Genomic DNA, 26,301 nt, shown 5'->3' with positions numbered 1-26,301 from the left:
CGAAAGCGCTGGTTGCGGCCCATCAGCGGATCGCCTAAATCCGGGGATATGACAGTACGGCCCATCATCCTGCACCCCGATCCCCGCCTGAAAAAGCCATGTGCGCCGGTAGAGGAGGTTGACGCATCCATTCGCCGCCTGGCGGATGATATGCTGGAAACCATGTATGATGCACCGGGTGTCGGGCTGGCCGGGCCGCAGATCAGGGTGATGCAGCGGATTTTCGTGATGGACTGCCATCGCGAGGAGCAGGGCAAGGAGCCGACGATCTGTATCAATCCCGAGATCATCCGTGCCTCGGACGAGGTGGTGACGGCGGAAGAGGGCTGTTTGTCGATCCCGGATATCTATGATGATGTGACCCGGCCCGCAGCCGTGACGCTGCGCTATCTGGATCAGGACGGCAAGCTGCAGGAGCGCGAGTGCGATGAGTTATGGGCGGTTTGTGCGCAGCATGAGCTGGATCATCTGAACGGGCGGTTGTTCATTGATTATCTGAGTGCGATGAAGCGCAGGATGATCACCAACAAGATGAAAAAGCTGAAGAAGGCACAGATGCGGGCGTGAGCGCCTGATTTTATGCCTCCGGCGGGGATATTTTGAGAACAATGAAGGGGCGGGGATGGCGCGGTCTTTTCTGATGTGGCCGGACCCCCGGCTGAAGCGGGTGGCCGAACCGGTGGATTCGGTTGATGATGCGGTCCGTGCGCTTTGGGAGGAGATGCTTGAAGCGATGTATGCCATGCCCGGTGTCGGCTTGGCGGCCCCGCAGCTTGGCGTGGCGCGCCGGGTGATTGTGGTGGATGCGGGGGCGGATCATGCGCCGTTGCGGATGGCCAATCCTGAGGTTTTGCATGCTTCGGTCAAATTGCGGGAGCATGAAGAGGCCAGCCCGAATTTGCCCGGATTTTCGGCGGTTGTTGCGCGTCCGCGGGCGGTGACGGTGCGGTATCTGGATCAGGATGGGCAAGTGGCCGAGACGGATCTGGTGGGGCTTTGGGCGACCTCGGTCCAGCATCAGATTGATCATCTGGACGGCAAGCTGTTTTTCGACCGGCTGAAGCCCGTGAAGCGGCGGATGCTGCTGGAGAAATACGCCAAGCGGCAGAAACGGGAGGCGCGTTGATGCGGATTGTTTTCATGGGCACGCCGGAGTTTTCGGTTCCTGTGCTGAAGGCACTGGTTGCAGCCGGGCATGATGTGGCGGCGGTTTATTGCCAGCCGCCGCGCCGGGCCGGGCGGGGCAAGCAGGAGCGGCCTTCACCGGTGCAGGCGCGGGCGGAGGCTTTGGAGCTGGAGGTGCGGCATCCGCTGAATTTCAAGGATGCGGCGGAGCGCGCGGCTTTTGCGGAGCTGGGAGCGGATGTGGCGGTGGTGGTGGCCTATGGGCTGATCCTCCCGCAGGCGGTGCTGGATGCGCCGAAATTGGGATGTCTGAATATTCATGCCTCGTTACTGCCGCGCTGGCGCGGGGCGGCGCCGATCCATCGGGCGATCATGGCGGGCGATGATCGGACCGGCGTGTGTATCATGCAGATGGAGGCGGGGCTGGATACCGGGCCGGTGCTGCGCTGTGCTGAGACGGAGATTGCGGCATCTGACACGACGGCCGTTTTGCATGATCGGTTGTCTGCGATGGGGGCGGATCTGATTGTGGATGTGCTGGCGGCGTTGCCTTTGCCTGCGGCAGCGCAGCTCGAAGAGGGCGCGACCTATGCGGCCAAGATCGACAAGGAGGAGGCGCGGCTGGATTTCAGCCGGTCGGCGGTTGATCTGGATCGGCATATCCGGGGCCTGTCGCCGTTTCCCGGAGCGTGGTTCGAGGTGCAGGGCGAGCGGATCAAGGTTTTGCAGTCGGAGATGGCTGAGGGCGCGGGCGCGCCGGGCACTGTGTTGCGCGGGACCACTATTGCTTGCGGGGCTGGGGCGATCCGGTTGCTGCGGTTGCAGCGGGCGGGTAAGGGGCCGATGGCGGCGGAGGATTTTCTGCGGGGCTTTGCACTGGAACCGGGGGTCTGCCTTTCCTAAGTTATAAGGGGAAAGGGGGCACGCCATGGGACTTATTTGGCTTTTGATTGTCGGTGCGGCAGCTGGATTTCTGGCGACGCGGGCGATGGGTATGGAATTGCCTGTGCCTCATACTGTTGCGCTGGGGGTTATTGGCGCATTGTTCGGGGGGATCGTGGTGCGGCTGCTTTTGGGCCTGTTCGGCGGGTTCCTTGGGGCTTTTATCGGGGTGATTCTGCTGATCTGGGGCTACAAGACCTTTATTGAGGGGCGTTAGCGGTCTTGGTGAATGGTGTTTGCGCGGCACCAGGCGCGGCGCTTAGCCGAGTTGATCGCTGGGGATCATTGGAAAGAAGGTTTTGTTGCTGGTGATGCCGAACCAGCTTTGATTGTCTTGTTGGCGATGCTCTCCCAGTTCTACCAGCCGATAGAAGCTTTTGCGGTCGATTAGCGCCTCTAGATTGCTGCGGATCAGGATATAGGGGCTGGGCTCACCCGTCTTTGGCGCAATTGCGACGCGGATCGGGTGGTCCGGGCTGGCGGTCACGGCATCGCCGACATTGGTGGTGAAGCGCAGGCCGTCCGGGGTGACATCAAAATCCACTGCGACAAAAGGCGCGTCATCTACGGTGATGCCGACTTTTTCTACAGGTGTGACAAGAAAATACTTGTCCCCCTCGCGTTTCAGGATGGTGGAGAACAGCCGCACCATCGGCGCGCGGCCAATCGGTGTGCCCTGATAGAACCAGGTGCCATCGCGCGTGATGCGCATGTCCAGATCGCCGCAAAAGGGCGGATTCCACAGATGCACCGGGGCCGGGCCGCGGGCTGAGGCCTGTTTTGCAGCCGCTGCCAGCGCGCCTGCATCGGGCATCACGGAGTTCTGATCAGGGGTGTTTTTGGTCATGTCCAGTTTGTCCTTCGCTATCGTGACAATAGTTTGCTAGAGTATTTGGTCAAAGCAGTTAGGAATTGGCGGCCGGTGATCCGGCGCGCCCCAGAACAGGATGGCCTTATGAGCACTGAAGACCTGGTCAGCGAAATGGAAAAAACCGCCGAGGCGCTGGTCAAGGCGCGCCAGATGGTGGGCCGTCGGGTCATCGGGCAGCAGACGGTTGTTGATCTGACGTTGAATGCGTTGCTGTGTGGTGGGCACGGCCTGCTGGTGGGCGCGCCCGGGCTGGCCAAAACCCGGCTGGTGGAGGCTTTGGGCACGGTGATGGGGCTGGATGCCAACCGGGTGCAGTTCACGCCGGATCTGATGCCCTCGGACATTCTGGGGGCCGAGGTGCTGGAGACCGGTCCCGATGGCAGCCGGACCTTCAAATTCATTCAGGGGCCGATTTTCTGCCAGTTGCTGATGGCCGATGAGATCAACCGTGCCAGCCCGCGAACCCAGTCGGCGCTGTTGCAGGCGATGCAGGAGCATGAGGTGACGATTGCAGGCGAACACCGCCCGCTGCCGCGCCCGTTCCACGTTCTGGCGACCCAGAACCCGATTGAGCAGGAAGGGACCTATCCCCTGCCCGAAGCGCAGCTTGACCGGTTCCTGGTGCAGATTGATGTGCCTTATCCTGATCGCGAGGCGGAGCGGGATATTATTCTTGCCACCACCGGCGTTGAGGAAAAACAGGCCGAGGCGGTGTTTGATGCGGCCAGCCTGCTGCAGGCGCAACAGATCATCCGGCGGATGCCGGTGGGCGAATCGGTGGTTGAGCAGATCCTTGATCTGGTCCGCGCGGCCCGTCCAGACACGGCGGATGCCGAGGCCGATATCGCGGCATCACTGGCCTGGGGGCCGGGGCCGCGTGCAGCGCAGGCGCTGATGCTGACCGTGCGGGCGCGGGCCTTGATGCAGGGGCGTCTGGCGCCCAGCACGGATGATGTCGTTGCCATGGCGCATCCGGTTCTGACGCACCGTATGGCGCTGGGCTTTGCCGCACGTGCAGATGGGCAGACCATTCATGGCGTGATTGACAAGCTGCTGACCACTGTTCTGAAGCGGGACGTTGCTGCGTGAGCGAAGCTGTGTCCGACACGGTCCGCTCTGCGGTCCTGCTGCGCCGCGACGCCGAGAAAATCGCTGGCTCTCTGCCGCCCTTGCTGGCTGAGGCAGAGCGTCTGGCGTTTACCGTGGCGATGGGCGTGCATGGCCGTAGACGGGCCGGGATGGGCGAGAATTTCTGGCAATATCGCCGGGCCGTGCCGGGGGATGTTCAGACGGCTGTGGATTGGCGGCGGTCCGGGCGGTCCGATAGCCTTTATATCCGGGAGATGGAGTGGGAAGCGGCGCAGACCGTCAGCATCTGGGCGGATGATGCGCAGGCGATGGACTATAAGGGCCCTAAGGCGGAGCGGTCCAAGCGGGATCGGGCGGTCTTGCTGAGCCTGGCGCTGTCGGTGCTGTTGGTCAAAGCCGGGGAGCGGGTGTCGCTGTTGGGCACCGAGGCGGCGATGCCGCGATCGGGCGAGCGTCAGTTGTCCTGTATGGCGATGTCCATGGCGGCTGAGCGCGAGGATCGCCCGGATTTTGGCGCACCGCCGATGGCGCGGTTCTCGACCAGCGGGCGGGCGGTGTTTTTGTCGGATTTCATGGGCGCGCGCGAAGATATTTTTCCAGCCCTGACCCATGCTGCGGACAGCAATGTGCAGGGCTGTCTGGTTCAGATTGTCGATGAAACAGAGGAAAGTTTCCCGTTTGACGGGCGCACGGTGTTCCGCTCCATGGGGGGCGGGGTGGAGTTTGAGACCCAGCGCGCGCGTGCGCTGCGCGATGCCTATCGTGACCGGCTGCAGGAACGCCGGGACGCTTTGGAAACCATGGCCAAGCGCACCGGGTGGCGCTGGATGGTGCATCGCACCTCGGACAGCCCGCGCAAGGCGCTGTTGTGGCTTTATATGGCGATTGGCGGGGTGCGTTAGATGCTGAGCGCCGGTCCTGTTGCTTTTCTGACCCCGGCTATTCTGGTCGCCTTGGCGGTGCTGCCGGTGCTGTGGTGGCTTTTGCGTGCGGTGCCGCCAGCCCCGGCCAAGCGGGTGTTTCCCGGGGTGCGTTTGCTGTTGGGGCTGCGTGACCCTGAGAAAGAGCCGGTCAGAACGCCCTGGTGGTTGCTGTTGCTGCGTATGGGGGCCCTTGCGGCGGCGATATTTGCCTTTGCCGATCCGGTGCTGAACCCGGATGTGCAGGCCCGGGGGGATAGCCCCGTTCTGGTGGCCATGGATGGCAGTTGGGCCAGTGCGCCGCGCTGGTCAGACCGGCAGGCGCGGGCGGCCGAAGTGCTGGATCAGGCGGCGCGGGCGGGGCGTCCTGCGGCGGTGATGCTGCTGACAGACCCGGTGCCTGGCGATCCGCGCATTCCGTTTCGTGATGCTGCCGCGCTTGCCAGCCGGGTGACGGGGCTGGTGCCGCAATCTTGGTCGGCAGACCGGCTTGGCTTTGCCGCTTGGCTGGATGAGGTGTCGGGCGCTGGTGACGAGACCGGGTTTGAAACCATTTGGCTGACGGACGGGCTGGCGGGCGAAGATGACGCGGCATTTCTGGCGGCGCTGATGGCGCGTGGACCGGTTACGGTGGTGTCCGATGATGCAAACCCGATTGCGCTGACCGCGCCGGAGTTTCGGGACGGAGCCGTTCGGCTGGAGGTGCTACGCGCCGAAGGTGGTGCGCGTGCGTCCCTGCAACTGTCGGCCATCGGCACCGATCCACGCGGGATCGAGCGGGTGCTGGGTCAGGATCAGGTCATGTTTGATCTGGACGCCGACGCGGTGCAGGAGGTTGCCCTCGACCTGCCGCTGGAACTGCGCAACCGGGTGACGCGGCTGGCTTTGCCGCAGGTCCGCTCAGCTGGGGCGGTGGCGTTGGCTGATGATGGGTTGAAGCGGCGCAAGATCGGACTGGTGGCCGGTGTCGCGCAATCTGAGCAGCAGCGTCTGAACTCACCCCTGTTTTTCCTGCGCAAGGCGTTGGAACCCTCGGCCGATCTGATCGAGGCACCGCTTGCGGATATCCTGACCGCCAACCCGGATGTGATTATCTTTGCCGATGTTGGCCGTTTGGGCGACAGCGAGCGTGAGGGGCTGATCGCCTGGATCGAGGCGGGCGGCTTGCTGATCCGGTTTGCCGGGCCGCGTCTGGCGCAATCGGGTGAGGGGCAGTTGGAGGAAGACCCGCTTTTGCCTGTCCGCCTGCGGGCGGGGGGGCGCAATGTGGGCGGCGCGATGTCCTGGGGGGCGCCGAAACAGTTGCGGCCCTTCCCGGAAACCAGCCCGTTCTATGGCCTGCCCCTACCGGATGACGTGGATGTTACAAGTCAGGTCATGGCGCAACCCGACCCGAATCTGCCTGACCGGGTGATGGCCGCGCTTGAGGATGGCACACCGCTGGTCACCGGGCGCAATCAGGGTGAGGGGCGCGTGGTGCTGTTCCATGTGACTGCCAGCGCGCAATGGTCGAATCTGCCGCTGACGGTGCTGTATGTGCAGATGCTGGAACGCCTGGCCGTGTCCACAAGGGGGGCTGCGCCCGAAGCGACCGATCTTGAGGGGCAAACCTGGACACCCGTGGCGGTGCTGGATGGCTTCGGCACGGTGCAAGAGCCCAAATTGCTGACCGGGGTGGATGGCGCGAGGCTGATCAACGAGCGGCCCGGCCCTGACATGCCGCCGGGGCTGTATCAGGCAGGCGACCGCCGGTTTGCTCTAAACCTGTTTCGGGCGGGCGATACGCTTTCGCCTTTGGCTCCGCTGCCCGCTGGTGTAACATCCGAGGCTATGGGTGTCGTTTCTGAAACAATCCTGAAGCCGTGGCTGATACTGGTCGCGCTGGGTCTGCTTGCGCTGGATATACTGGCGACCTTGTGGATTGGCGGGCGTTTGTCCGGTCCGCGGATGGCCCGTGCGGCGATGATCTTGCTGGCGCTGGGTCTGGTTGCAGCCCCGCCGCCGGGCAGCGCACAGACCGAAGCGGCCGAGATGACCGCAGCGGAGCAGCGTCGGGCCGATCAGTTAGCCCTGCGCGCCGCGACCGAGACAGTGCTGGCCTATGTCGTCACGGGCGATCCCAAAGTTGATCGCATCAGCGAGGCCGGGATGCGCGGGATAAGCACCATTCTTGGCCGTCGCACAGCGGTGGAGCCGGGCGATCCGGTGGCGGTTGATCTGGAAAATGACGAGATTTCTTTCCTGCCGTTTCTGTACTGGCCGGTTTCGGAGGCGCAGGACCTGCCTTCGGATGCGGCTTATGCCAAGCTGAACCAGTATCTGCGCTCGGGCGGGATGATCCTGTTTGACACGCGTGATGCCAATCTGGGCGGTGGCCCGGGGGGCGGAACGCCGAATGGGCGGGTCTTGCAGCGGCTGGCGGCCAAGCTGGACATTCCGGCGCTGGAACCGGCCCCGCCGGATCACGTGATGACCCGCACTTTCTATCTGCTGAAGGATTTCCCGGGACGCTACGCCAATACCGACGTCTGGGTCGAAGCCGCGCCGAATGCGGAAGAGGTAGAGGGCATGCCGTTCCGCAACCTCAATGACGGGGTGACGCCGGTGGTGATCGGCGCCAATGACTGGGCGGCGGCCTGGGCCATGGATGAACGCGGTGTGCCGATGCTGCCGGTCGGCCGGGGGACGGCTGGTGCGCGTCAGCGCGAGATGGCCTACAGGTTCGGCGTCAACCTGATCATGCATGTGATGACCGGCAACTATAAATCCGATCAGGTGCATGTCCCGGCCCTGCTGGATCGTCTGGGCAATTGATATGATCGACTCCATATCCTTCGCGCCACTGGTGCCCTGGCCGTTTGTCATCGCGGCTGCTGCGATCTCGGTCGCGCTGATCCTGTTGGCGCTGTGGCGTGGGCTGAGCGGCTGGTGGCTGCGAGCGCTGGCCGGTGCGGTGCTGGTTCTGGCGCTGGCCGATCCGTCGCTGAAGCAGGAGGATCGGGATTATCTGCAGGACATCGTGCTGATGGTGGTGGATGAGACCGCCTCGCAACGGATTGACGTTCGCCCGGATCAGATGAGCCGGGCAAGCACAGAGGTGAATGCTGCGCTGTCCGCCCTGGGGGAGCGCGCTGGTGAGGCGGGGATCGACATTCGGACCGTGCGCGTGACCGATGGCGTTGGTGAAGACGCGGATCGTGGCACGCGGCTGGCGGTGGCGCTGGCCTCTGCTGCGGCTGAGGTGTCGGCGGATCGCATTGCAGGGGCGATTATCCTGACCGACGGGCAGGTGCATGACCCGGATTTTCTGACCGAGTTTCCCGCGCCTGTGCATGTGATCCTGACCGGACGTCCGGGTGAATGGGACCGGCGCATTCGGGTGAAAACCGCGCCATCCTTTGCCATTGTCGGCGAAAAGATCGAGCTTGAGATGGAAGTTCAGTCGCTGGGCGATGCGCCCGATAGCGGCGAGATGATCCCATTGCTGATTTCGGTGAACGGTGAGAATCCCAGAGTGTTCGAGGTTCCCGGAAACCGCAATATCACCCTGCCTATTGAACTGGATCGCGGCGGCATGAACGTGCTGCAGATCACGGTTCCGTCGGCCAAGGGAGAGTTGACCGACCGTAACAACAGCGCAGTGATCTCGGTTAACGGTATCCGCGATCGGCTGCGGGTGCTGCTGGTTTCCGGCGAGCCCTATGCCGGGGAGCGGACCTGGCGCAACCTGCTGAAATCCGATTCGGCGGTAGATCTGGTGCATTTCACCATCCTGCGCCCACCGGAAAAGCAGGACGGCGTGCCGGTGTTTGAACTGAGCCTGATTGCCTTTCCGACCCGCGAATTGTTCATGGATAAGGTGCATGAGTTTGATCTGATCATCTTTGACCGATATCGCCGCCGGGGTGTTCTGCCGACCCTCTATATCGACAATATCACCCAGTATATCCGCGATGGCGGGGCGGTTCTGATCGCCTCGGGCCCGGCTTTTGGCGGGGCGGAAAGCCTTTATCGGACACCGCTGCGCGATGTGCTGCCTGCGATGCCGACCAAGCGTGTGCTTGAGCAGGGGTTCGTGCCGATGATCTCGGATGTTGGCCGTCGCCATCCGGTGACGCGCGGGCTGGAAACCTTTGCGCCGCGCCCTGCGGCAGAGGATGGCACACCGGGTTGGGGGCGCTGGTTCCGCCTGGTCGAGATGGAACAATTGAGCGGCAATGCGGTGATGGAGGGGCCGGGCGGTCGGCCACTGTTGCTGATGGACCGGGTGGGCGAGGGGCGCATTGCGATGCTGGCCTCGGATCATGCCTGGTTGTGGTCGCGCGGCTTTGAGGGCGGTGGCCCGCAACAGGAATTGCTGCGCAGACTGGCCCACTGGCTGATGCAGGAGCCGGAACTGGAAGAGGAAGTTCTGGTCGCCGAACCCTCGGGCAGCGAGGTGGTGATCACGCGCCGCACGCTGGGTGACAGTGTGGGGGATGTGGAAATCCGCACCCCCTCGGGCCAGGTTGAAGTTCTGCCCCTGACCGAGGTTGCCCCCGGCGAATGGAAAGCGCAGTTCCCTGCTGCTGAAAACGGGGTTTACCGGTTGCGCGAAGGCGATACCGAGACCGTTACCGCCATCGGGCCTGCCGCGCCTAAGGAATTCGAGAACCCGATCTCGACCGCCGCGGTGCTGGCACCGCTGAGCGAGGCGACGGGCGGCGGTATCTTCCGCATGTCCGACGGCCTGCCTGATATCCGCCGCATCCGTGAGGGCCGTATCGCGACAGGTCGTGGCTGGATCGGGTTGGAACAGCGCGAAGCCTATGACGTCCGCGATATCCGCCTGACCCCGCTGGCCCCCGGCTGGCTGGTCCTGCTGATTGCCGCCTCGCTGGTGTTTGTGGCCTGGAGAATTGAAGGTAGGTAATGACCAAACGGATCGCATCACTTTTTCTGCTGTCCTGCGCTGCTATTCTGGTTCCGGCAAGCTATGTCGCTGCGGAACAGGAGCTTTCAGCCTTTCCGTCGCAGATATCGCCGGATTGCCGCAATGGCCGGGCGAAGATCTTTGATGAGTGCAGTGATCAGGTCGCCCTGTTCAACGCGGCACTGGCTGAGGCAAATGAGCAGGGCAAGGTGCTTCTGGTGTCCTTTGGTGCAGAGTGGTGCATCTGGTGCCATGTGTTCGAGGCTTATATCCACGGCGAAGTGGATGAGTTCACGCACACATTTTCCAGCAGTTCCGAGGATGAATGGATGGAGGCCACCATCTATGAGCGCGCCGAAGAGGATATGTCGAAACAGGCCGCTGATCTGACAGGCTTTGTTGCGGATAATTTTGTTGTTGTGAATATAGATGCCTGGCACGCGCCGGGCGGGGTGGCGGCGTTAGAGCAGGCCGGTGCGCTGGAACGCTATGATGGTGGGTTGCCGTTTATATTCACGGTCGATGCAGAAGGGCGGTTTGCCGCAAAGCTTGACCCTAAAAGGGTCGAAGTGCGCCGCGATACTGCGGACTGGTTTCGCGGCTATGACCGGGGCAAATTGCGGCTGGAACTGCAGGAAATGCACGGGCTAGCGCGCAAAGAGTGACTGTTCGAACGGCATGATGTCACATTTGATGTCGTGCCGCTTCCCACTTGGCCTGGCGCGGGCTACTGTCGGGCGATTGCAGTTTTCTGGGTGCCCGAAATGGAAATGCCACAACCTGATCAGGTCGTTTTGTCCCGCAAAGCGCAGATCGTCGCGCGATTGCGGTTGGTGTTGCCGGGCGATGCCGTGATATCGGACCCGGCAGAGACCCGAGCCTATGAATGCGACGCGCTGACGGCCTATCGCTGCCCACCTTTGGCGGTGGTTTTGCCATCGACAACGGACGAGGTCGCGGCGGTTCTGAAGGTTTGCCATGAGGAGGGGGTTCCAGTGGTGCCGCGCGGCTCGGGCACGTCGCTGGCGGGGGGCGCTTTGCCGACCGAGGATAGTGTGATCCTTGGCGTGGCGCGGATGAATGCGGTGTTGGAAACCGACTATGAGAACCGGATTATCCGGGTGCAGGCCGGGCGCACCAATCTGTCGGTCAGCGGTGCTGTGGAGGAAGGGGATTTCTTTTACGCTCCGGACCCGTCCAGCCAGTTGGCCTGTGCGATTGCGGGCAATGTCGGGATGAATTCTGGTGGGGCGCATTGCCTGAAATATGGGGTTACCACCAACAATCTGCTTGGCGTCACGATGGTCACCATGGACGGCGAGGTGGTCGAGATCGGCGGCGCGCATCTGGATGCGCCCGGCTATGACCTGTTGGGTGTGATCTGCGGCTCTGAAGGGCAGCTTGGCGTAGTGACCGAGGCCACGCTGCGCATTCTGCGCAAACCTGAAGGGGCGCGTCCGGTGCTGATGGGGTTTGACGATAGTGAGGTGGCGGGTGCCTGTGTGGCCGATATCATTAAGGCTGGCATTCTACCGGTGGCGATTGAGTTCATGGATCGGCTGTGTATTCAGACCTGCGAAAACTTCGCCCAGGCAGGCTATCCCGATGTGGAGGCTTTGCTGATCGTCGAGGTTGAGGGATCCGAGGCGGAAATTCGCGAGCAGCTGGAAAAGATCACCGCGATTGCGCGGACCCATAATCCGGCAGAGCTGCGCGAAAGCGGCTCGGCCGAGGAGTCCGCGCTGATCTGGAAAGGGCGCAAATCGGCCTTTGGGGCGATTGGTCAGATCAGTGATTATATGTGCCTGGATGGCACAATCCCGGTTTCCGCCCTGCCGCAGGTCTTGCGCCGGATCGGGGAGTTGTCCGCCGAATATGGGCTGGATGTCGGAAATGTGTTTCATGCCGGGGACGGCAATATGCACCCGCTGATCCTGTTTGATGCCAACAAGCCCGGCGATCTTGAAAAATGCGAGGCGTTCGGGGCGGATGTGCTGAAGCTTTGTGTTGAGGTTGGCGGCTGTCTGACCGGCGAACATGGGGTGGGCGTGGAAAAGCGTGACCTGATGACGACGCAATATGACCCTGCCGACCTTGAGGCGCAGCTGGCGGTTAAGGATGTGTTTGATCCCAAATGGCTGCTGAACCCCGCCAAAGTGTTCCCGCTGACCGTCACCGCCGGGCGACGCGCCGTATGAGGCCCGCAGACGAGCAGCAACTGGCCGAGGCTGTCGCCAACGCCACGGGTCCTTTGCGGATCAAAGGCGGCGGGACGCGCGCCGGGCTGGGGCATCCGGTGGAGGGTGCTGTGCTGGAAACCAGCGGTCTGTCGGGTATTAGCCTTTATGAACCCGGGGCGCTGACACTGGTGGTCAAGGCCGGCACGCCAATGGCCGAGGTTGAGACCGCGTTGGATGCCGAAAACCAGCGCCTGCCGTTTGAGCCGATGGATCACCGCAGCCTATTTGGTTCTGAGGGCAGCCCCACCATCGGCGCGGTCGCGGCCTGCAATATCTCGGGCCCGCGCCGCATTCAGGCGGGGGCGTGCCGCGATTGCATGTTGGGTGTGCGGTTCGTCGATGGGCAGGGGAATGTCATCAAGAATGGCGGCCGGGTGATGAAAAATGTCACCGGCTATGATCTGGTGAAGCTGCTGGCGGGCAGTTATGGCACGCTTGGTGTGTTGACGGAGGTGGCCTTTAAGGTGCTGCCCAAGCCGGAGGTCTCCCGGACGATTGTTCTGCGTGGCTTGTCTGATGCACAGGCCGGGGCAGCGATGCGGGCGGCGTTGGCCTCCCCCTTTGATGTGACGGGGGCGGCGCATGACCCGAAGCCGGGGCATGAGGCCACATTCATCCGCATCGAAGGGTTTGCGCAGTCGGTCACGTACCGGGCCACGCAGTTGGAAGAGATGTTGGCCGCGTTCACGGATCAGATCGACAGCGATGGGGATGTGAGGACATGGGATGCGATCCGCGATGCCTCTGGTTTGCAGGGGGAGGGCGATGTCTGGCGGATCTCTGTCAAGCCGACGGACGGGCCTGCGGTTGTTGAGCAGCTGCGCCCGCTGGCGCATTGCTATGACTGGGGCGGCGGTTTGGTTTGGGTCCGCGTGGCCGCGGGCAGTGATGTACGCGCCGCACTGAATGGCATTGGTGGGCACGCGACTTTGCTACGTGCCTCGGATGAGACCAAAACCCGGCTGGGGGTGTTCCAGCCTGTTGATCGCGTGACGGCGGCTCTTAGCGCTGGATTGCGCGAAAAGTTCGATCCGCGCGGGGTGCTGAACCCCGGGCTGATGTATCCTCAATAGACGAAGGCGACCTTTACCATGGACCCTTATGATTTTGCGGCAACTATGCTGCCTCAGGACCAGCACGACGCCATCGCAGCGTTCTGGGAGGCCTTTGCGGCCGGGGCGGATACGCTGGATCATGCGTTTGAGTCGCGGGATGGTGATCTGGTGTCCCAGTCTGTCGGTGTGATGGACGCGCTGAAAGCGGTGTCAGAGAATCTGATGTGGGAATTCGGTCCGTCGGACCGGGGGCACGCATTGTGTGTAACCGCTGAATGGCGCAGTGAGTTGCGCGCGCTGGCGCGTCTGGTTATCCGCATGGCCCCGGATTTGCCACGATGGATGAGCGTCAGTATCTGTTGTTTCAACTGGAGCCGCCGCGCGAGGATAATCTGCGCCCTGACCTGATCACCTATTCCACATTGCATGAGATTTTCGGTCAGGCGGTCTTGTCCCGCGCGCCGTTTTCCTCGCGCTGTCACAGCAATTTCGACGAATGGTTCCTTTTGCTGAAGGTCGCGCGCAGCGATGCGCACCCGTTCAACGATGTCTCGGAACGTGGAGATATCGAAGAGATGCTGCATAAAGCACTGTCTGAGGATAAGCTTGGCGGCTATGTGGGCGGCGGGCATGGCATGGAGGCGATCTATATGGATTTCGCGGTGACGGATGTGGAGCGTGCGGTGGCGCGCATCCAGCAGGCGATGGCCGAGCAGCCCTTTGTGGCCGATGCGACCCTGCATTTTCTGGATGCCGGGCTGGAGGATCTTGTGATCCCGGTGCAGCCCGCCACGTCGCAGGTCCAGTAATCGTGTTTCTGGTCGCCGATATCCTGCCCTTACATGGTGCCTGCTGATGCAGACGAATTTCACCAAACAGCAGCTTCAGGATCCGGGGATTGAACGGGCGAATGAGATTTTGCGCACTTGTGTGCATTGCGGGTTCTGCACGGCGACTTGTCCGACCTATCAGGTTTTGGGGGATGAGTTGGACAGCCCGAGGGGGCGTATCTATCTGATCAAGGATATGCTGGAAAATGACCGCCCGGCGGATGAAAATACGGTCAAGCATATTGATCGGTGTCTGTCCTGTCTGGCCTGCATGACGACGTGTCCCTCGGGGGTGCATTACATGCATTTGGTGGATCACGCCCGGGCGCATATCGAAAAGACCTATAAACGGCCGTTTTCAGAGCGTGCGCTGCGCTGGTTGCTGGCGCGGGTTATCCCCTATCCCAACCGGTTCCGGCTGGCGCTGGTCGGGGCAAAGCTGGCGCGGCCCGTTCGTGGGCTGCTGCCTGACCGGCGGTTGCGCGCCATGGTGGGCATGGCGCCAAAGCGCATTCCGACACCCAGCCTGATGGATCGCCCTCAAATCCATGACGCGAAAGGCCCGCGTTTGAAACGCGTAGCACTGATGACCGGCTGTGCGCAGCGCGCGCTGAACACCGATATCAACGAGGCGACCATTCGCCTGCTGACCCGTCTGGGCTGCGAGGTGGTGATCGTCAAAGGTGCGGGCTGTTGCGGGGCGCTGACCCATCACATGGGCAAAGAGGATGAAAGCCACAGGATGGCAGCAAGCAACATCCGCGCCTTTATGGCCGAAGTGCGCGGAGACGGGCTTGATGCCATTGTCATCAACACCTCGGGCTGTGGAACCACGGTGAAGGATTATGGCCATATGTTCCGCAACGATCCCCTGGCAGAGGAGGCGGCAACGGTTGCCGGGCTGGCGCAGGATATCTCGGAATTGCTGGTGGCCCTGAAGCCTGAGGCACAGGCCCCAAAGCCCCTGACTGTGGCCTATCATGCCGCGTGCTCCCTGCAGCATGGCCAGAAGATCACCGATGCGCCCAAAGCGCTGTTGCGCGGGGCGGGCTTTGCTGTTTGTGAGCCGTCCGATCCGCATTTGTGCTGTGGGTCTGCCGGGACGTATAACCTGCTGCAGCCCGAGATTTCCGAGCAATTGCGTGACCGCAAGGTGGCGACATTGGACCGGTTGCAGCCGGACGTCATCGCGGCGGGCAATATCGGCTGCATGATGCAGATCGGCACGGCATCTACCGCGCCGGTCGTGCATACGGTGGAATTGCTTGACTGGGCGACGGGTGGGCCGGTCCCGGCAGCGCTGTCGGATTCGGCCTAGACAACTGGTTAGTTGGTCGCCTGTACCTTCGTATAGAGTGCGTGTGGCAGGTGTGGCGGGGCCGGTTTGGCTGTGTTCCGATCATGGGCCTAAAACCACAATATATATGGTTTTTCTGTTGTAGCTGCTGCTGTATTTAGTGCCTATAAGACACTTCAAAATTGCCATGCGGCGGTCTTTCTCGCGCCACAATCCCCCGCGATATCTGATCACCATGTTAAGAGTAGCTTTCTTTCTGTTTGCGATGCTGCCGGGTCTTGTCCTGGCCGATAGCCCGCTGCGCGCGCTTGATCATGTGGATGAGGCGCGTGACTGGGTTGCTGTTGGCCGGGTCAATATCGGGCATGACGGGTTTTGCACCGGCACGCTGATTGCGCCCGGGCTGGTGCTGACCGCCGCACATTGCTTTTTTGATCCGCAGTCGGGTGGCCGGTTGCCAGACAGCCAGGTCAGCTTTGTCGCTGGTTGGAGCGACGGGCATGCTGAATCCATTCGCGGCGCGCGCCGGGTGATGATCGACCCGGATTATCGCTATTCGCTGCATCCGAATAACGTGCAGATCACCAACGATCTGGCGCTGATCGAATTGGACCGCCCCATTCGCGAAACCGCTGCCCTGCCGTTTGAGCGCGCGACACGCCCGCGCACCGGCTCGGCCGTGGGGATTGTGTCCTATGCTCAGGGGCGCGCCGATGTGCCTTCGATCCAGGACAGCTGCACGGTGCTTGGCCAGCACAAGCGGGTTATGGCCCTGTCCTGTGATGTAACCTTCGGGGCATCCGGTTCGCCGATCTTTGATATGTCTGGCCCGCGTCCGCGGATCGTGTCTGTGGTTTCGGCCAAGGGGCGTCTGGCGGGTAAAACAGCAGCCTTCACCATGGCGATTGACGGCAAGGTCGAGACGCTGATGAGCCTGCTGGATGCGAATGAGCCTGAGCGCAAGACGGCGCAGGTCGGGACCGGCGAGCGTGCGGTTCCGATGGGCGGAGCGACAAACCTGCGTAATCGCCTGCCGCAAATCACGAATGACTAGTTTTTTGCCGGTTGGGCTGCCATAAGACACCAGTGAAGACCGGTAACATGTGGGATTGTTTTTGAGACGGTGCGTTCTGATCCTTGCAGCCCTTGGCGGCTTGATCCCCGGGTCTGCTCTGCTGGCAGAGGACGGTGCCGACCTCGTTGCCCTGGAAACCGCGGATGAAGCGCGCCTCTGGCAGGCGGTTGGTCGGCTGGATCTGCAGGATGAAGGCTTTTGCACCGGCACCCTGATCTCAGAGACGCATGTTCTGACTGCCGCGCATTGCATCTATTCACAGCGCACCGGCCGCAAGATCCCTGCCAATGAGATTTCGTTCTATGCCGGTCTGCGCAACGGACGCGCCTCGGCCAGTCGCCGGGCGCGCCGGGTCATGACGCATGAGAAATTCAGCTATCGCCTGAATGACCGGATGCTGCGGGTTGCCTTTGACATTGCCGTTGTCGAACTGGAACTCCCGATCCGCGATAGTGTCATCAAACCCTTTGAGCGATACCGTAAACCTTCTATCGGGGATAAAGTGACGGTCGTGTCCTATGCCCGCGGCCGAGAGGCGGCCCCGTCGCTTGAAGAAAGCTGCGAGGTGCTGGCGGGTCAGAAAAACGTGCTGGTCTATTCCTGCGATGTGAATTTCGGCGCCTCCGGTTCACCTGTCTTTGCGATGACGGAAGAGGGGCCAAAGGTCGCCTCAGTTCTATCGGCCATGGCTGAATGGAAAGATCAGGAGGTCGCGTTGGGGGCCGCGCTAGGCGAATCGCTGGATCAGCTTTTAGCTCAGTTGGAAGAAAGCGACCCCGTGTTCCGTTCGATCAACTCCGTCAGCAGCGGCAATGCGCCATCCCTGTCGGACCAGTTGGGCCGCGAGGGCGATCAACAGGGCCTGCCCCAGATCGGCAACTGACGGGTCTTGAACCCGGTCTTTTGACACCCCATATCGCTACTGTCGGACGCCAGACGGGTCCGGCGATCAACCATGGCCCGTCCGAATGGAGGGCCGCAAACCCACGCGTATCGCTTCTAGGAGGATGCACATGCGTACACTTGATTTTGCCCCGCTTTATCGTTCCACCGTCGGTTTTGACCGCCTTGCCGGTATTTTGGACAATGTGATGTCCAGCGACAGTGGCACCCAGTCCTACCCGCCCTACAACATCGAAAAGACCGGCGAAGATGCTTATCGCATCACGCTTGCCGTTGCCGGGTTTGCGGAAGGCGACCTGAATATCGAGGCCAAGGAAGGCCAGCTGATTGTCACCGGTAAGAAAGCCGAAGACGACAGCGACGACCGCAGCTATCTGCATCGCGGCATCGCCACCCGCGCCTTTGAGCGCCGGTTCCAACTGGCCGATCACGTGCGTGCCGAAGCGGCCACCACTGAAAACGGCCTGCTGCATATCGATCTGATCCGCGAGGTGCCCGAGGCACTGAAACCTCGCAAGATCGAGATTGCTAGCGCTCCGGCCATCGAAGGCCGCGCGAACTGATCACAAACCTGCCTCTTGTGAACCCTGGCCCGCCCGAAACGGCGGGCCTTTTTGTATGCGGCAAGTGCGCTTTGCCTCAGGGTGTTTGACCTCTGACCGGTTTCGTGGGCAGATCATCAAGATCAATCTTCAGGACAATGATATGAGCGCCAACGCACGAACCGCGCTGGCGCAGGGGCGCTTCGTCGTCATGTCGAGGAGTGGGGCTATACCGTACGGGTGGTGGACACGCCGCCTGGTGTTCTGCATTTCAAAACCGATTGTGCGCTGCTGGACGAAGAGACGATCCTTTCGACCCAGCGTTTGGAGGCGTCGGGTTGCTTTTCCGGCTATCGGGTTATTCATGCCGCCGATGGGGAAGATGCGGCGGCCAATGCGATCCGGTTCAACAATCTGGTGTTACTGCCTGCCGGATTTCCCGCGACGCGGGACCGGCTGTTGCAGGCGGGATACGAGGTGCGCGAGATTGGCAATGATGAAGCCGCAAAGGTTGATGGAGGCCTGTCCTGCCTGTCGCTGCGGTTTTCACCAAGCTGACGAATGACCATTTGCAGCGTTATGCGAAAAAACTGAATCACCCAACGCTGCCTGAAATCAGGAGTTTCAACAAGCTGTAACAAAAAATCCCCCGGTGTGGTGCCACACCGAGGGATCGCCGTCCCGCCTTTGGAGGGAAAGAACGGCTACTGGGCGGTCTGGGCCAAGCCCATCAGGCGAATGAACTCGGCCCGATACCCGAACCGATCCTCCCCCCTGTTACCGCCAGCCAGCGCCTGGAGCTCAGCAGGCCCCCACTCGCCAAGCCAGGCGCTTCCTCGCAGATACTCTCCAAAGCCTGCGACAGCTGTGGCAAATGCCACTTCCGAGGCCGGGATATCCGCACGATCCGCCAAAATCGGCGTTTCGATCAGCTTAGAGCGGCTTTCGCCGGGCAGTTTGTAGCGCAGCCGCAGGAAGCCGTATTCCGGGTTGTCATTGGACGCAGCAACCGGTTCTTCGGCCCCATAGCGCAGCGGATCGATACGGATCGCGGGGGAACCGACGGGGGTGACCTCATAGATCGCGGTCACGGTATGGCCCGCGCCAATCTCGCCCGCATCCACGGCGTCATTGTTGAAATCCTCGCGCTTCAGCGCCCGGGTTTCATAGCCGATCAGCCGGTATTCCGCGATTTGGGCAGGGTTGAACTCCATCTGGATCTTCACATCGTTGGCGATGGGGAAGAGCGCGCCGGAGGCTTCCTCGACCAGCACTTTCTGCGCCTCGGCCAGCGTGTCGATATAGGCCGCTGTGCCGTTGCCGTTCTGAGCCAGCGCCTGCATCAGCTGATCATTGGTGTTGCCCCGGCCAAAGCCCAGCACCGACAGATAGACGCCTGTTTTGCGCTTGTCCTCGATATAGGTTTTCAGCTCTTCGGTATCGGAAATCCCGACATTGAAGTCACCATCAGTGGCCAGGATCACGCGGGAGATGTCGCCATCTTTGCTCATGTCCTCAGCCAAAGCATAGGCCTGCTGCAGCCCGGCTTGCCCGGCGGTTGATCCACCAGCGCTCAGGCGGGTCAGGCTGTTCAGGATTTTGGCCCTTTCCAAGGCGGGTGTCGGTTCCAGCACCACACCGGCGCTGCCCGCATAGGTCACAATCGCGACCGTGTCGTTTTCGCCCAGCTTGGTTAGCAGCAGGCGGAAAGACTGGATCAGCAGCGGCAGCTTGTTGGCGTCCTGCATGGAACCGGACGTGTCGATCAGGAAAACCAGATTGGCATCGGGCCGGTCATCATTAGGCAGATCATAGCCCTGAATGCCGATCTGGATCAGCTTGGTGCCCTCGTTCCATGGGGTATCAGTGACCGAGACAGAGGTGCGGAACGGCACCTCACGGGTTTCGGGCATCGGATAGTCATAGTCGAAATAGTTGATCATCTCCTCGATCCGCACCGCCACTGCCGGGGGCTTCTGCCCAAGCATCAGGGACGACCGGATGAAAGAATAGGAGGCTGTGTCGACATCGATAGAGAAGGTCGAAACCGGGTCGGTCTTTACCTGCTTGAGGTTGCCCGGGGCCGCATCGGGGAAGCGTTCGGTGTTGGCTTCGGGAACTGGGGCAGCGATCTCGTCACCCGCAGGCGCGGCAAATCGCACTCGGTCATTTCTCTCAACTTGACGACCGTATTGCAGTCCACCTATTGGTCGCTGTTCAGCATCAGCTTCCCCTGCCACCGTACCGGCGAGGGCTTGGTCCACAACTTCCTCTTGTGCTCTTGATACTGTCGACGGTGTCGGTTTCGCGGGTTCGTTCTGGCCCCCTGACTTGTTAACTGGAACGCGAACGACCTCAACACCTCTTCTCACAGTCTCATACTGGATGGTCCCGTCGCTGGTGGTCACTTCTTCTATGCCAAGGAGGTCGTCCTGGGCAGCTTCGAGAACCTGGCCAACAATCATCTCTTCGTCATTGCCCCTTAAAGCCATGCTGAAGCGCCCAGACCGGGAGTTTTGTCTGAAGCTGGTATAAGCCTCGGCATCCAGTTCGATCTCAATACCGATGCTGACCGTTGGACCCTCAGGCGTGCCCTCGACCGGCAGCGGCTTGATACTTGACAACGCGACACTCTCAAGCACCAGTTTGGTGACTGGCCCGCCAGCATCTGTTTTACCGCTCCAGTAAATATCGATCAGGCTACCCGGCTTAACAAACCCTGCAACAGTTGTGGTTACATCAACTGTTAGATTGACCGGCACGGTGTTGGTCGCCAATGCGGCCAATTTGAAGGCTTCGGGCGAGCCTGGGCGGACAATGGTCAGCGTTCCTGTAGCCTGGGCCTGGGCTAAAGTTGCGACGACCAGCGGCGACACCTTTAGTTGGATTTCATCACTGTTTTTAGTTGCTGCCGTTTCACTTTGAGCGCTTATTTGATGGACCAGTGTTTCGGTCAGTATGATCTTGGTTGTCGGAGCACCATGCATCTGCCCTTCCCAATAGACATCGACAACCTCACCGGGACGCAGATTTTTTGAGGTGTCCTTTCCAAGCGAAGTGATCGTGAAATCGCGAAACTCTTCCGGCAGCTCGTCAGAAGTGTCGGTGCTTGTGCCCACTTCGGCCTCTTCCTCCACAATATCAGCTTCTGCCATCACCATCGATTCATCGACTGTGGCGGCGACGGCAGCTTTGGATGTCGTGGTGGGGCGGGGGGTGGCAGCAGCGTCGGCCATGCGGGCGCGGGACAGGTCGGTTTGGGGGCTTTGGCCGTCGTTGAACGGGGAGGGCGCGGGTGCTGGTGCGTTTGCGAAGGCGGCAGAGCTATCTGCGGGTTCGCGGCGCAGCTCGTCTTCCTCAACTGCGGCGATCTGGAATTCTTCGGATGATGCAGCGGGTGCCTGTGGCAGGGCGTCCGCGACAGGGCCGCCGGTGCGGACCGGGTCCAGGCCGGGCTGGTCATTCACAAGGAAAAGCGCAAGCGCAACAGCCGCAACCGAGGCGGTGCCCATCATTGCTGCACGGGTTGTCACGAGGTTTGTCATCGTCTTCAATCCTTCCAGTAAACGGGCCACCCCATGTGGCCGATCACTGTTAGGACGCGCCTCCTCCGCCGATCCTTGGGCGTGGGCTTGAAAATTTTCCATCGCGGCTTGCAGCGCATGTTCTTTGGCCCCGTCCGCGGGGGGCGGGGTCTGGCGGCGCAGCGCCTGTCCGAGTTTTTCGAGGTCGTCGGTCATCCGAACATCTCCTCTTCCTGTGCTTGCGCGCGCAGGGCTTTTTTCACTTCGCTCATGCGCCAGCTGATCGTCCCTTCGGAGACGCCAAGGCTTTCAGCGGCGGCGGCGTGGGTCATTTCCTCGCCCAGGACCAGCGCGACGGTTTCGCGCAGATCGTCGCTTAGGCCCTGCATCGCCTCGGTCAGCCAGTCCAGTTCGGCGCGGGTTTGCGTCGCTTCGGCCCGGCGCATCAATTCCACATCGCCCCAGCCATCAGCGGCTTTTGCCCGCGTCGCCCGGTGGCGTATCAGATCGCGCGCGGCATTCAGGACAATCCGGTGCAGCCAGGTGGTAAACTTGGCCTCTGCCCGAAAGCTGTCCAGTTTGCCGGGCAGGGCAGCGCAGATATCCTGCGCCAGATCCTCAGCCTCGGCCTGGTTGCCAAGCACCCGAAACCCCAGTCGGTAGACCAGGTCGTAATGCCGCGTGATCAGCGCGGCAAAGGCTGCCGCATCGCCACCCTGTGCGGCCCTGACTAAATTCTCATCACTGGTTTTCATGCGCATCTGTCCATTGGACGCGGACCGTAGCGCAATCCTTGGTCAAGATGCGAAATTTTTTTCCATATGAATGTCTGGTCCTTCAGGCCGACGTATAGGGTTTCCGGCAAGGTGTTTTGATCGTTCACAAAAGCCATATGATGCTGGCTGGTGCAGTCGCACCCAAAAGCTGTAAAAGCGTCGCATGAAAGAGGTCAGACTTACATACCATGATGACTTCATGCCAACGCCGATAAGCGGTTGGGCAGGGGCCAGATGGTATGGCTGGGTCAATCCGAAAGGCGCTGGCGGGCAGTATAGAAAGCCAGAATTTACGCGACATCCGTTTACCTCTCAGCGAAAAAAATGGTGCCTGCTGGAGGTCCATTTTGATGGCGTTGACCTTAGGTTTGTGATGCCAGAAGAGCTCGATCTCTTCCTTGATGTTATGTCCCAGAACCCATTGCCATCAGGCCAATCTTTGATTGCGGGCTGCCCCCTTGGAAGGCCAAATCGACATTGGCTTTCCAGGTTGCCGAAAAAGGCGAAGCCGCTGAAATTTCGCCAGGCGGTATGCCGTTACCTGAAAGATCATTCAGATGTGGCGCGGTTTCGGGATTTCTATTCGGGCGCTCCGATCAAGTTCGAATTTGACGGGTTTTATTCAACGCGAAACGACGCGTTGTTGGCGCGGTCAAAATAAACAGACATTTCTTCATGGTAGGGCGAAGCCGCTGGCCGTAAGTATTATTAGGGCACTGCTTCATTAATTGAACCAACCGATGGCCAACTGACACAAACTGACATCAAGTGTTCCCGCGCGCCCGTTTTCACGGCGCGCAGCCTCTGGCATTTTGTCGCCAAAGAAGGAGACAGACGATGTTGCGCATGACTATCATGTTATTCGGCCTTGCGGTGTTGGGCGGCTGTGCCAGCCTGACCGAGGGGGAATGCCGCGCGGGGGATTGGCGCGGGATCGGGTTTGAGGATGGCGTCAAAGGGCGCGGGCCAGAGCGTTTGGCCCAGCATCGAGAGGCGTGCGCCGGTATTGGCATCACGCCGGATCAGTCGGCCTGGCTTGCAGGGCGTCAGGAGGGGTTGCGTTATTACTGCCAGCCTCAAAATGCCTATCGTGTCGGGCGCGACGGCGACAACCTGACATCCTATTGCAGCGCCGGAGAACTGACCCGGATGCGCCCCGCGTGGGAGCATGGCCGCATGTATCATGAAATTACCGAGGATATCGAAGACCTGGAGGGCGAAGAGGATCGTCTTCTATCAGATTTGGCAGATCGGGATTCAGATACAGATCCCGATGATTTGCGTGATTCAATCCGCAGTTCATTGCTTTGGGTCAGGATGGAAATCCAGCAGTTGCAGCTAAGGCGGCTTAGATATGACACTTGGCCGCGCTAGATAATTCTTGGGTTTACCTGCGCAGTTTTATCGCTAACCTCGCGGCGCGGATAGGCGTGACATCAAAGATCATGCAGCCGGTGTCGGGAGGGCTATATAATGACTGCGAAGGACCCGTTGCAGAGCTATGCGTCTGTGCCTGCCTTGCTGAAGCGCAATGCGGCGGAATACGGCAATCGCCCCGCCTGCCGCTACAAGGAATTCGGCATCTGGCAAAGCTGGACCTGGGCTGAGATCGCCGAAGAGATCGAAGCGCTGTCTGCCGGGCTGATCGAGCTGGGTCTGGCCGAAGGCGATCATGTGGCGCTGATCGGCAGCAACCGTCCGCAGATTTACTGGGCCATGGTCGCCGTGCAAATGGCTGGTGCGGTTCCGGTGCCGGTTTATCAGGATTCTGTTGCCGAAGAGATGGCCTATGTGCTGGATCATTGCGGCGCGCGCTTTGCCATTGGTGAGGATCAGGAACAGGTCGACAAGGTTCTTGAAGTGCAGGAGAAGGTGCCGCATCTGGAGCAGATGCTGTTCATCGATCCGCGCGGCATGCGCAGCTATGGCCATGGGCATCTGCATCTCTATTCAGATGTGCAGGAGCGCGGGCGCAAGGCGGACAAGGCTGAGATGCGGCGCCGGACTGAGGCGCTGGGTGCGGATGATACCTGCGTGATGCTGTATACCTCGGGCACGACGGGGCGGCCCAAGGGTGTGGTTCTGTCGAATCGCAATATTATTTCGACGGCGGCGGCCTCGTCCGAATTTGATGATCTGCGCCAGACTGACAGCGTTTTGGCCTATCTGCCCTGCGCCTGGGTGGGGGATTTCATTTTTTCCATCGGGCAGGCCTATTGGACCGGGTTTTGTGTGGCTTGCCCCGAAAGCACCGACACGATGCAGGCGGACCTGCGCGAGATCGGGCCGACCTATTTCTTTGCGCCGCCGCGGTTTTTCGAGGGTCTGCTGACCAGTGTTATGATCCGGATGGAAGATGCCGGAAAGCTGAAAAAGCGGATGTTCGACCACTATATGGATGTGGCGAAACGGGTCGGGCCGGCAATTCTGGACGGCAAACCGGTCTCGGCCATGGATCGGTTTCGGTACTGGCTGGGCGGTGTTTTGGTGTACGGCCCGCTTAAGAATACTCTGGGTTTGTCAAAAGTGCGGGTCGGCTACACCGCTGGTGAGGCGATCGGCCCGGAAATTTTCGAATTTTACCGCTCGCTCGGGATCAATCTGAAACAACTTTACGGTCAGACCGAGGCCAGCGTGTTTATCACCCAGCAACCCGATGGTCAGGTGCGCGCGGATACGGTCGGTGTGCAGTCCCCCGGTGTGGAGATCAGAATCGCAGAGAATGGCGAGGTGTTTTACCGGTCTCCGGGTGTGTTTGTAGAATACTACAAGAACCCGGAAAGCACGGCAGATACCAAGGATGCTGAAGGCTGGGTTGCAACCGGCGATGCCGGGTTTATCGAGGCCGATACCGGGCATCTGCGGATCATCGACCGGGCCAAGGATGTCGGCAAGATGACCGATGGCCGGATGTTCGCGCCGAAATATGTCGAGAACAAACTGAAATTCTATCCCGATATTCTGGAAGCCGTGGTGTTCGGCAATGAGCGCGACCGCTGCTGCGCGTTTCTGAATATCGACCTGACTGCGGTGGGCAACTGGGCCGAGCGGAACAACATTGCCTATGCCAGCTATCAGGAACTGGCCGGGCATCTGCGGGTTCTGGAAACCATGCAAAAGCATGTCGAAGAGGTGAATAAGTCGGTTGCGGCGGATGAGATGCTTTCGGGCTGCCAGATCCATCGCTTTGTGGTTCTGCACAAGCAGTTGGATGCTGATGATGGCGAGTTGACCCGGACCCAGAAGGTGCGCCGCCGGATCATTGAAGAGAAGTTCGGTGATATCATTGCGGCCCTATATGACAACAAGGATCAGATCTCGACCGAGACGGAAGTGACCTATGAGGATGGCCGCAAGGGTGTGATCCGCGCAACGCTGGACATTCGCGATGCGGCTGTGGTGCCAACCAGTCATGAGGCTGCAGCATGAGGCTGAAGCCGCTAATTCTCTTGGGCTGTGTTGGGCTTGCCGCGCCGGGATGGTCTGATAGCTCGGTAGAGGCTTATGCCGAGAAGGCTGTGGCATTCGCAACAGAGCACTGTATCGACGCGATCCCAGATATCGAGGTGGCACGCGCCAGGGTGGAGCAGGACGATAGTGGTTATGAATTGGTAAACTCCTCGGACTTCTGGTGGGTCTATGAGGTCAACAGAGTAACTTGGCGTAGTCGTATTGTTTTTGTCGACCACGACGCGGATCCTGAGAAATTCCAGCCGTTTGACTTCGGACTTGCACGATGCGTTGTCACTCTCGACATGAAAGATGGTGGCGACTCTGCCGGGTTGGGCGCTTTGCGGGCCAAAGCGGCCGAGAGGATTCTGACTGTGCGTCATAAACTGGCGGAGAATCACCGGGATCCAAGGGTTATATGCGCTGTTTCGCTTTGGCCGCCGCTGGATGGGGATCCGGTGGCGGAGGCAGCTATCGAAGGGCTTTTAGATACACCGGAGGATAAATACTCCTCCTTCATCGTCTCTGTTCAGCGAAGCGGAACAGAGTTGAAGGTCACGTCCGCTCAAGTCGCTGGATTTGATGCGTGTTCGGCATGAAGGGATGAGTTTGGTGCTTTTGATTCAATGTTCGCTTCGCGGCCAGCCTGATTGCAGACCTGGCGATAATCTGCAGGTGGCGTTGCGGATGGTAAGCGGCGCTCGCCTTCGGCATCGCCCCGCCCACCATCCCGCAACGGCGTTTGCCGCA

Annotated in this window: 23 protein-coding genes and 2 pseudogenes; 22 read left to right on the top strand and 3 right to left on the bottom strand. The window is 60.7% G+C overall.

Features of this window, described 5'->3' with window-relative positions:
* Positions 1–48 precede the first annotated feature (48 nt).
* Genes def (ACW9UQ_RS04855) through ACW9UQ_RS04840 form a run of 4 tightly spaced genes read left to right on the top strand, consistent with a single transcriptional unit; the run spans position 49 to position 2,284 of the window.
* Positions 49–567, top strand: coding sequence for a peptide deformylase (gene def, locus ACW9UQ_RS04855; RefSeq protein WP_458929872.1), 519 nt, complete (start codon positions 49–51; stop codon positions 565–567).
* 55 nt (positions 568–622) lie between these two features.
* Complete coding sequence (gene def / locus ACW9UQ_RS04850; RefSeq protein ID WP_458929871.1) at positions 623–1,126, top strand: peptide deformylase; 504 nt, start codon at positions 623–625, stop codon at positions 1,124–1,126.
* Complete coding sequence (fmt, locus tag ACW9UQ_RS04845; protein WP_458929870.1) at positions 1,126–2,028, top strand: methionyl-tRNA formyltransferase; 903 nt, start codon at positions 1,126–1,128, stop codon at positions 2,026–2,028. Before def (ACW9UQ_RS04850) ends, fmt begins: the two co-directional genes overlap by 1 nt.
* Positions 2,029–2,053: 25 nt before the next feature.
* Positions 2,054–2,284 carry a GlsB/YeaQ/YmgE family stress response membrane protein gene (locus ACW9UQ_RS04840; RefSeq protein WP_458929869.1) on the top strand — a complete coding sequence of 77 codons (231 nt, stop codon included), beginning with the start codon at positions 2,054–2,056 and terminating at the stop codon, positions 2,282–2,284.
* 42 nt (positions 2,285–2,326) lie between these two features.
* On the opposite strand, the gene ACW9UQ_RS04835 is transcribed toward ACW9UQ_RS04840, so the two are convergent.
* Complete coding sequence (locus tag ACW9UQ_RS04835) at positions 2,327–2,914, bottom strand: DUF1285 domain-containing protein (RefSeq protein ID WP_458929868.1); 588 nt, start codon at positions 2,912–2,914, stop codon at positions 2,327–2,329.
* Positions 2,915–3,022: 108 nt separating this feature from the next.
* On the opposite strand from ACW9UQ_RS04835, the gene ACW9UQ_RS04830 reads away from it, so the two are divergent.
* The 14 genes and pseudogenes from ACW9UQ_RS04830 to ACW9UQ_RS04765 form a co-directional block, all read left to right on the top strand.
* Entirely contained in the window at positions 3,023–4,027 is a 1,005-nt protein-coding gene (locus ACW9UQ_RS04830; RefSeq protein ID WP_458929867.1) for an AAA family ATPase, read from the top strand.
* On the top strand, positions 4,024–4,929 hold the full coding sequence (locus ACW9UQ_RS04825; RefSeq protein ID WP_458929866.1) for a DUF58 domain-containing protein: 906 nt from the start codon (positions 4,024–4,026) through the stop codon (positions 4,927–4,929). Before ACW9UQ_RS04830 ends, ACW9UQ_RS04825 begins: the two co-directional genes overlap by 4 nt.
* Positions 4,930–7,761: a DUF4159 domain-containing protein gene (locus ACW9UQ_RS04820; RefSeq protein ID WP_458929865.1), complete on the top strand. Its 2,832-nt coding sequence runs from the start codon at positions 4,930–4,932 to the stop codon at positions 7,759–7,761.
* 1 nt (position 7,762) lies between these two features.
* Positions 7,763–9,859, top strand: a complete 2,097-nt coding sequence (locus ACW9UQ_RS04815) for a hypothetical protein (RefSeq protein WP_458929864.1) — start codon at positions 7,763–7,765, stop codon at positions 9,857–9,859.
* Positions 9,859–10,524 carry a thioredoxin family protein gene (locus tag ACW9UQ_RS04810; protein ID WP_458929863.1) on the top strand — a complete coding sequence of 222 codons (666 nt, stop codon included), beginning with the start codon at positions 9,859–9,861 and terminating at the stop codon, positions 10,522–10,524. Before ACW9UQ_RS04815 ends, ACW9UQ_RS04810 begins: the two co-directional genes overlap by 1 nt.
* Positions 10,525–10,623: 99 nt before the next feature.
* Positions 10,624–12,057 carry an FAD-linked oxidase C-terminal domain-containing protein gene (locus tag ACW9UQ_RS04805; RefSeq protein ID WP_458929862.1) on the top strand — a complete coding sequence of 478 codons (1,434 nt, stop codon included), beginning with the start codon at positions 10,624–10,626 and terminating at the stop codon, positions 12,055–12,057.
* Positions 12,054–13,172 carry a glycolate oxidase subunit GlcE gene (glcE, locus tag ACW9UQ_RS04800; protein WP_458929861.1) on the top strand — a complete coding sequence of 373 codons (1,119 nt, stop codon included), beginning with the start codon at positions 12,054–12,056 and terminating at the stop codon, positions 13,170–13,172. Before ACW9UQ_RS04805 ends, glcE begins: the two co-directional genes overlap by 4 nt.
* Positions 13,173–13,190: 18 nt before the next feature.
* The gene (locus tag ACW9UQ_RS04795; RefSeq protein WP_458929860.1) at positions 13,191–13,562 is read left to right on the top strand and encodes a hypothetical protein; all 372 of its coding nucleotides are present in this window, start codon (positions 13,191–13,193) and stop codon (positions 13,560–13,562) included.
* Positions 13,493–13,963, top strand: a complete 471-nt coding sequence (locus ACW9UQ_RS04790; RefSeq protein ID WP_458929859.1) for a hypothetical protein — start codon at positions 13,493–13,495, stop codon at positions 13,961–13,963. The genes ACW9UQ_RS04795 and ACW9UQ_RS04790 overlap by 70 nt, the downstream gene beginning before the upstream one ends.
* Positions 13,964–14,009: 46 nt before the next feature.
* Positions 14,010–15,302 (top strand): glycolate oxidase subunit GlcF, encoded by a 1,293-nt coding sequence (glcF, locus tag ACW9UQ_RS04785; RefSeq protein ID WP_458929858.1) that lies wholly within the window; start codon positions 14,010–14,012, stop codon positions 15,300–15,302.
* A gap of 214 nt (positions 15,303–15,516) precedes the next feature.
* Complete coding sequence (locus ACW9UQ_RS04780; protein WP_458929857.1) at positions 15,517–16,335, top strand: trypsin-like serine peptidase; 819 nt, start codon at positions 15,517–15,519, stop codon at positions 16,333–16,335.
* 61 nt (positions 16,336–16,396) lie between these two features.
* Entirely contained in the window at positions 16,397–17,239 is an 843-nt protein-coding gene (locus tag ACW9UQ_RS04775) for a trypsin-like serine peptidase (protein ID WP_458929856.1), read from the top strand.
* 130 nt (positions 17,240–17,369) lie between these two features.
* Entirely contained in the window at positions 17,370–17,822 is a 453-nt protein-coding gene (locus tag ACW9UQ_RS04770) for an Hsp20 family protein (protein WP_458929855.1), read from the top strand.
* 153 nt (positions 17,823–17,975) lie between these two features.
* A pseudogene (locus ACW9UQ_RS04765) lies at positions 17,976–18,359 on the top strand (dimethylarginine dimethylaminohydrolase); the annotation flags it as partial.
* Between the two features lie 146 nt (positions 18,360–18,505).
* On the opposite strand, the pseudogene ACW9UQ_RS04760 reads toward ACW9UQ_RS04765, so the two are convergent.
* Both ACW9UQ_RS04760 and ACW9UQ_RS04755 read right to left on the bottom strand, forming a co-directional pair.
* Positions 18,506–20,098, bottom strand: a pseudogene (locus ACW9UQ_RS04760) (vWA domain-containing protein); the annotation flags it as partial.
* A 1,439-nt stretch (positions 20,099–21,537) separates the two neighbouring features.
* The gene (locus tag ACW9UQ_RS04755) at positions 21,538–22,080 is read right to left on the bottom strand and encodes an RNA polymerase sigma factor (RefSeq protein WP_458929854.1); all 543 of its coding nucleotides are present in this window, start codon (positions 22,078–22,080) and stop codon (positions 21,538–21,540) included.
* A gap of 184 nt (positions 22,081–22,264) precedes the next feature.
* Here ACW9UQ_RS04755 and ACW9UQ_RS04750 point away from each other — a divergent pair, with 184 nt between their 5' ends.
* The 4 genes from ACW9UQ_RS04750 (at position 22,265) to ACW9UQ_RS04735 (ending at position 26,150) form a co-directional block, all read left to right on the top strand.
* Positions 22,265–22,762, top strand: a complete 498-nt coding sequence (locus ACW9UQ_RS04750; protein ID WP_458929853.1) for a hypothetical protein — start codon at positions 22,265–22,267, stop codon at positions 22,760–22,762.
* Positions 22,763–22,938: 176 nt separating this feature from the next.
* Complete coding sequence (locus ACW9UQ_RS04745; protein ID WP_458929852.1) at positions 22,939–23,475, top strand: DUF2799 domain-containing protein; 537 nt, start codon at positions 22,939–22,941, stop codon at positions 23,473–23,475.
* A gap of 99 nt (positions 23,476–23,574) precedes the next feature.
* Positions 23,575–25,530: an AMP-binding protein gene (locus ACW9UQ_RS04740; protein ID WP_458929851.1), complete on the top strand. Its 1,956-nt coding sequence runs from the start codon at positions 23,575–23,577 to the stop codon at positions 25,528–25,530.
* Positions 25,527–26,150: a hypothetical protein gene (locus tag ACW9UQ_RS04735; RefSeq protein ID WP_458929850.1), complete on the top strand. Its 624-nt coding sequence runs from the start codon at positions 25,527–25,529 to the stop codon at positions 26,148–26,150. Before ACW9UQ_RS04740 ends, ACW9UQ_RS04735 begins: the two co-directional genes overlap by 4 nt.
* Positions 26,151–26,301: the final 151 nt, after the last annotated feature.

The organism is Halovulum sp. GXIMD14793 (genome assembly GCF_054457435.1).
Note: the sequence above shows the minus strand (reverse complement) of the source record. Positions and strands in the feature narration are given on the sequence as shown.

Excerpts from the sequence above, each read along its gene's own strand:
- def (WP_458929872.1), top strand. The coding sequence starts at position 49 with ATGACAGTACGGCCCATCATCCTGCACCCCGATCCCCGCCTGAAAAAG.
- def (WP_458929871.1), top strand. The coding sequence starts at position 623 with ATGGCGCGGTCTTTTCTGATGTGGCCGGACCCCCGGCTGAAGCGGGTG.
- fmt (WP_458929870.1), top strand. The coding sequence starts at position 1,126 with ATGCGGATTGTTTTCATGGGCACGCCGGAGTTTTCGGTTCCTGTGCTG.
- ACW9UQ_RS04840 (WP_458929869.1), top strand. The coding sequence starts at position 2,054 with ATGGGACTTATTTGGCTTTTGATTGTCGGTGCGGCAGCTGGATTTCTG.
- ACW9UQ_RS04835 (WP_458929868.1), bottom strand. The coding sequence starts at position 2,914 with ATGACCAAAAACACCCCTGATCAGAACTCCGTGATGCCCGATGCAGGC.
- ACW9UQ_RS04830 (WP_458929867.1), top strand. The coding sequence starts at position 3,023 with ATGAGCACTGAAGACCTGGTCAGCGAAATGGAAAAAACCGCCGAGGCG.
- ACW9UQ_RS04820 (WP_458929865.1), top strand. The coding sequence starts at position 4,930 with ATGCTGAGCGCCGGTCCTGTTGCTTTTCTGACCCCGGCTATTCTGGTC.
- ACW9UQ_RS04815 (WP_458929864.1), top strand. The coding sequence starts at position 7,763 with ATGATCGACTCCATATCCTTCGCGCCACTGGTGCCCTGGCCGTTTGTC.
- ACW9UQ_RS04810 (WP_458929863.1), top strand. The coding sequence starts at position 9,859 with ATGACCAAACGGATCGCATCACTTTTTCTGCTGTCCTGCGCTGCTATT.
- ACW9UQ_RS04805 (WP_458929862.1), top strand. The coding sequence starts at position 10,624 with ATGGAAATGCCACAACCTGATCAGGTCGTTTTGTCCCGCAAAGCGCAG.
- glcE (WP_458929861.1), top strand. The coding sequence starts at position 12,054 with ATGAGGCCCGCAGACGAGCAGCAACTGGCCGAGGCTGTCGCCAACGCC.
- ACW9UQ_RS04795 (WP_458929860.1), top strand. The coding sequence starts at position 13,191 with ATGGACCCTTATGATTTTGCGGCAACTATGCTGCCTCAGGACCAGCAC.
- ACW9UQ_RS04790 (WP_458929859.1), top strand. The coding sequence starts at position 13,493 with ATGGATGAGCGTCAGTATCTGTTGTTTCAACTGGAGCCGCCGCGCGAG.
- glcF (WP_458929858.1), top strand. The coding sequence starts at position 14,010 with ATGCAGACGAATTTCACCAAACAGCAGCTTCAGGATCCGGGGATTGAA.
- ACW9UQ_RS04780 (WP_458929857.1), top strand. The coding sequence starts at position 15,517 with ATGTTAAGAGTAGCTTTCTTTCTGTTTGCGATGCTGCCGGGTCTTGTC.
- ACW9UQ_RS04770 (WP_458929855.1), top strand. The coding sequence starts at position 17,370 with ATGCGTACACTTGATTTTGCCCCGCTTTATCGTTCCACCGTCGGTTTT.
- ACW9UQ_RS04755 (WP_458929854.1), bottom strand. The coding sequence starts at position 22,080 with ATGAAAACCAGTGATGAGAATTTAGTCAGGGCCGCACAGGGTGGCGAT.
- ACW9UQ_RS04750 (WP_458929853.1), top strand. The coding sequence starts at position 22,265 with ATGAAAGAGGTCAGACTTACATACCATGATGACTTCATGCCAACGCCG.
- ACW9UQ_RS04745 (WP_458929852.1), top strand. The coding sequence starts at position 22,939 with ATGTTGCGCATGACTATCATGTTATTCGGCCTTGCGGTGTTGGGCGGC.
- ACW9UQ_RS04740 (WP_458929851.1), top strand. The coding sequence starts at position 23,575 with ATGACTGCGAAGGACCCGTTGCAGAGCTATGCGTCTGTGCCTGCCTTG.
- ACW9UQ_RS04735 (WP_458929850.1), top strand. The coding sequence starts at position 25,527 with ATGAGGCTGAAGCCGCTAATTCTCTTGGGCTGTGTTGGGCTTGCCGCG.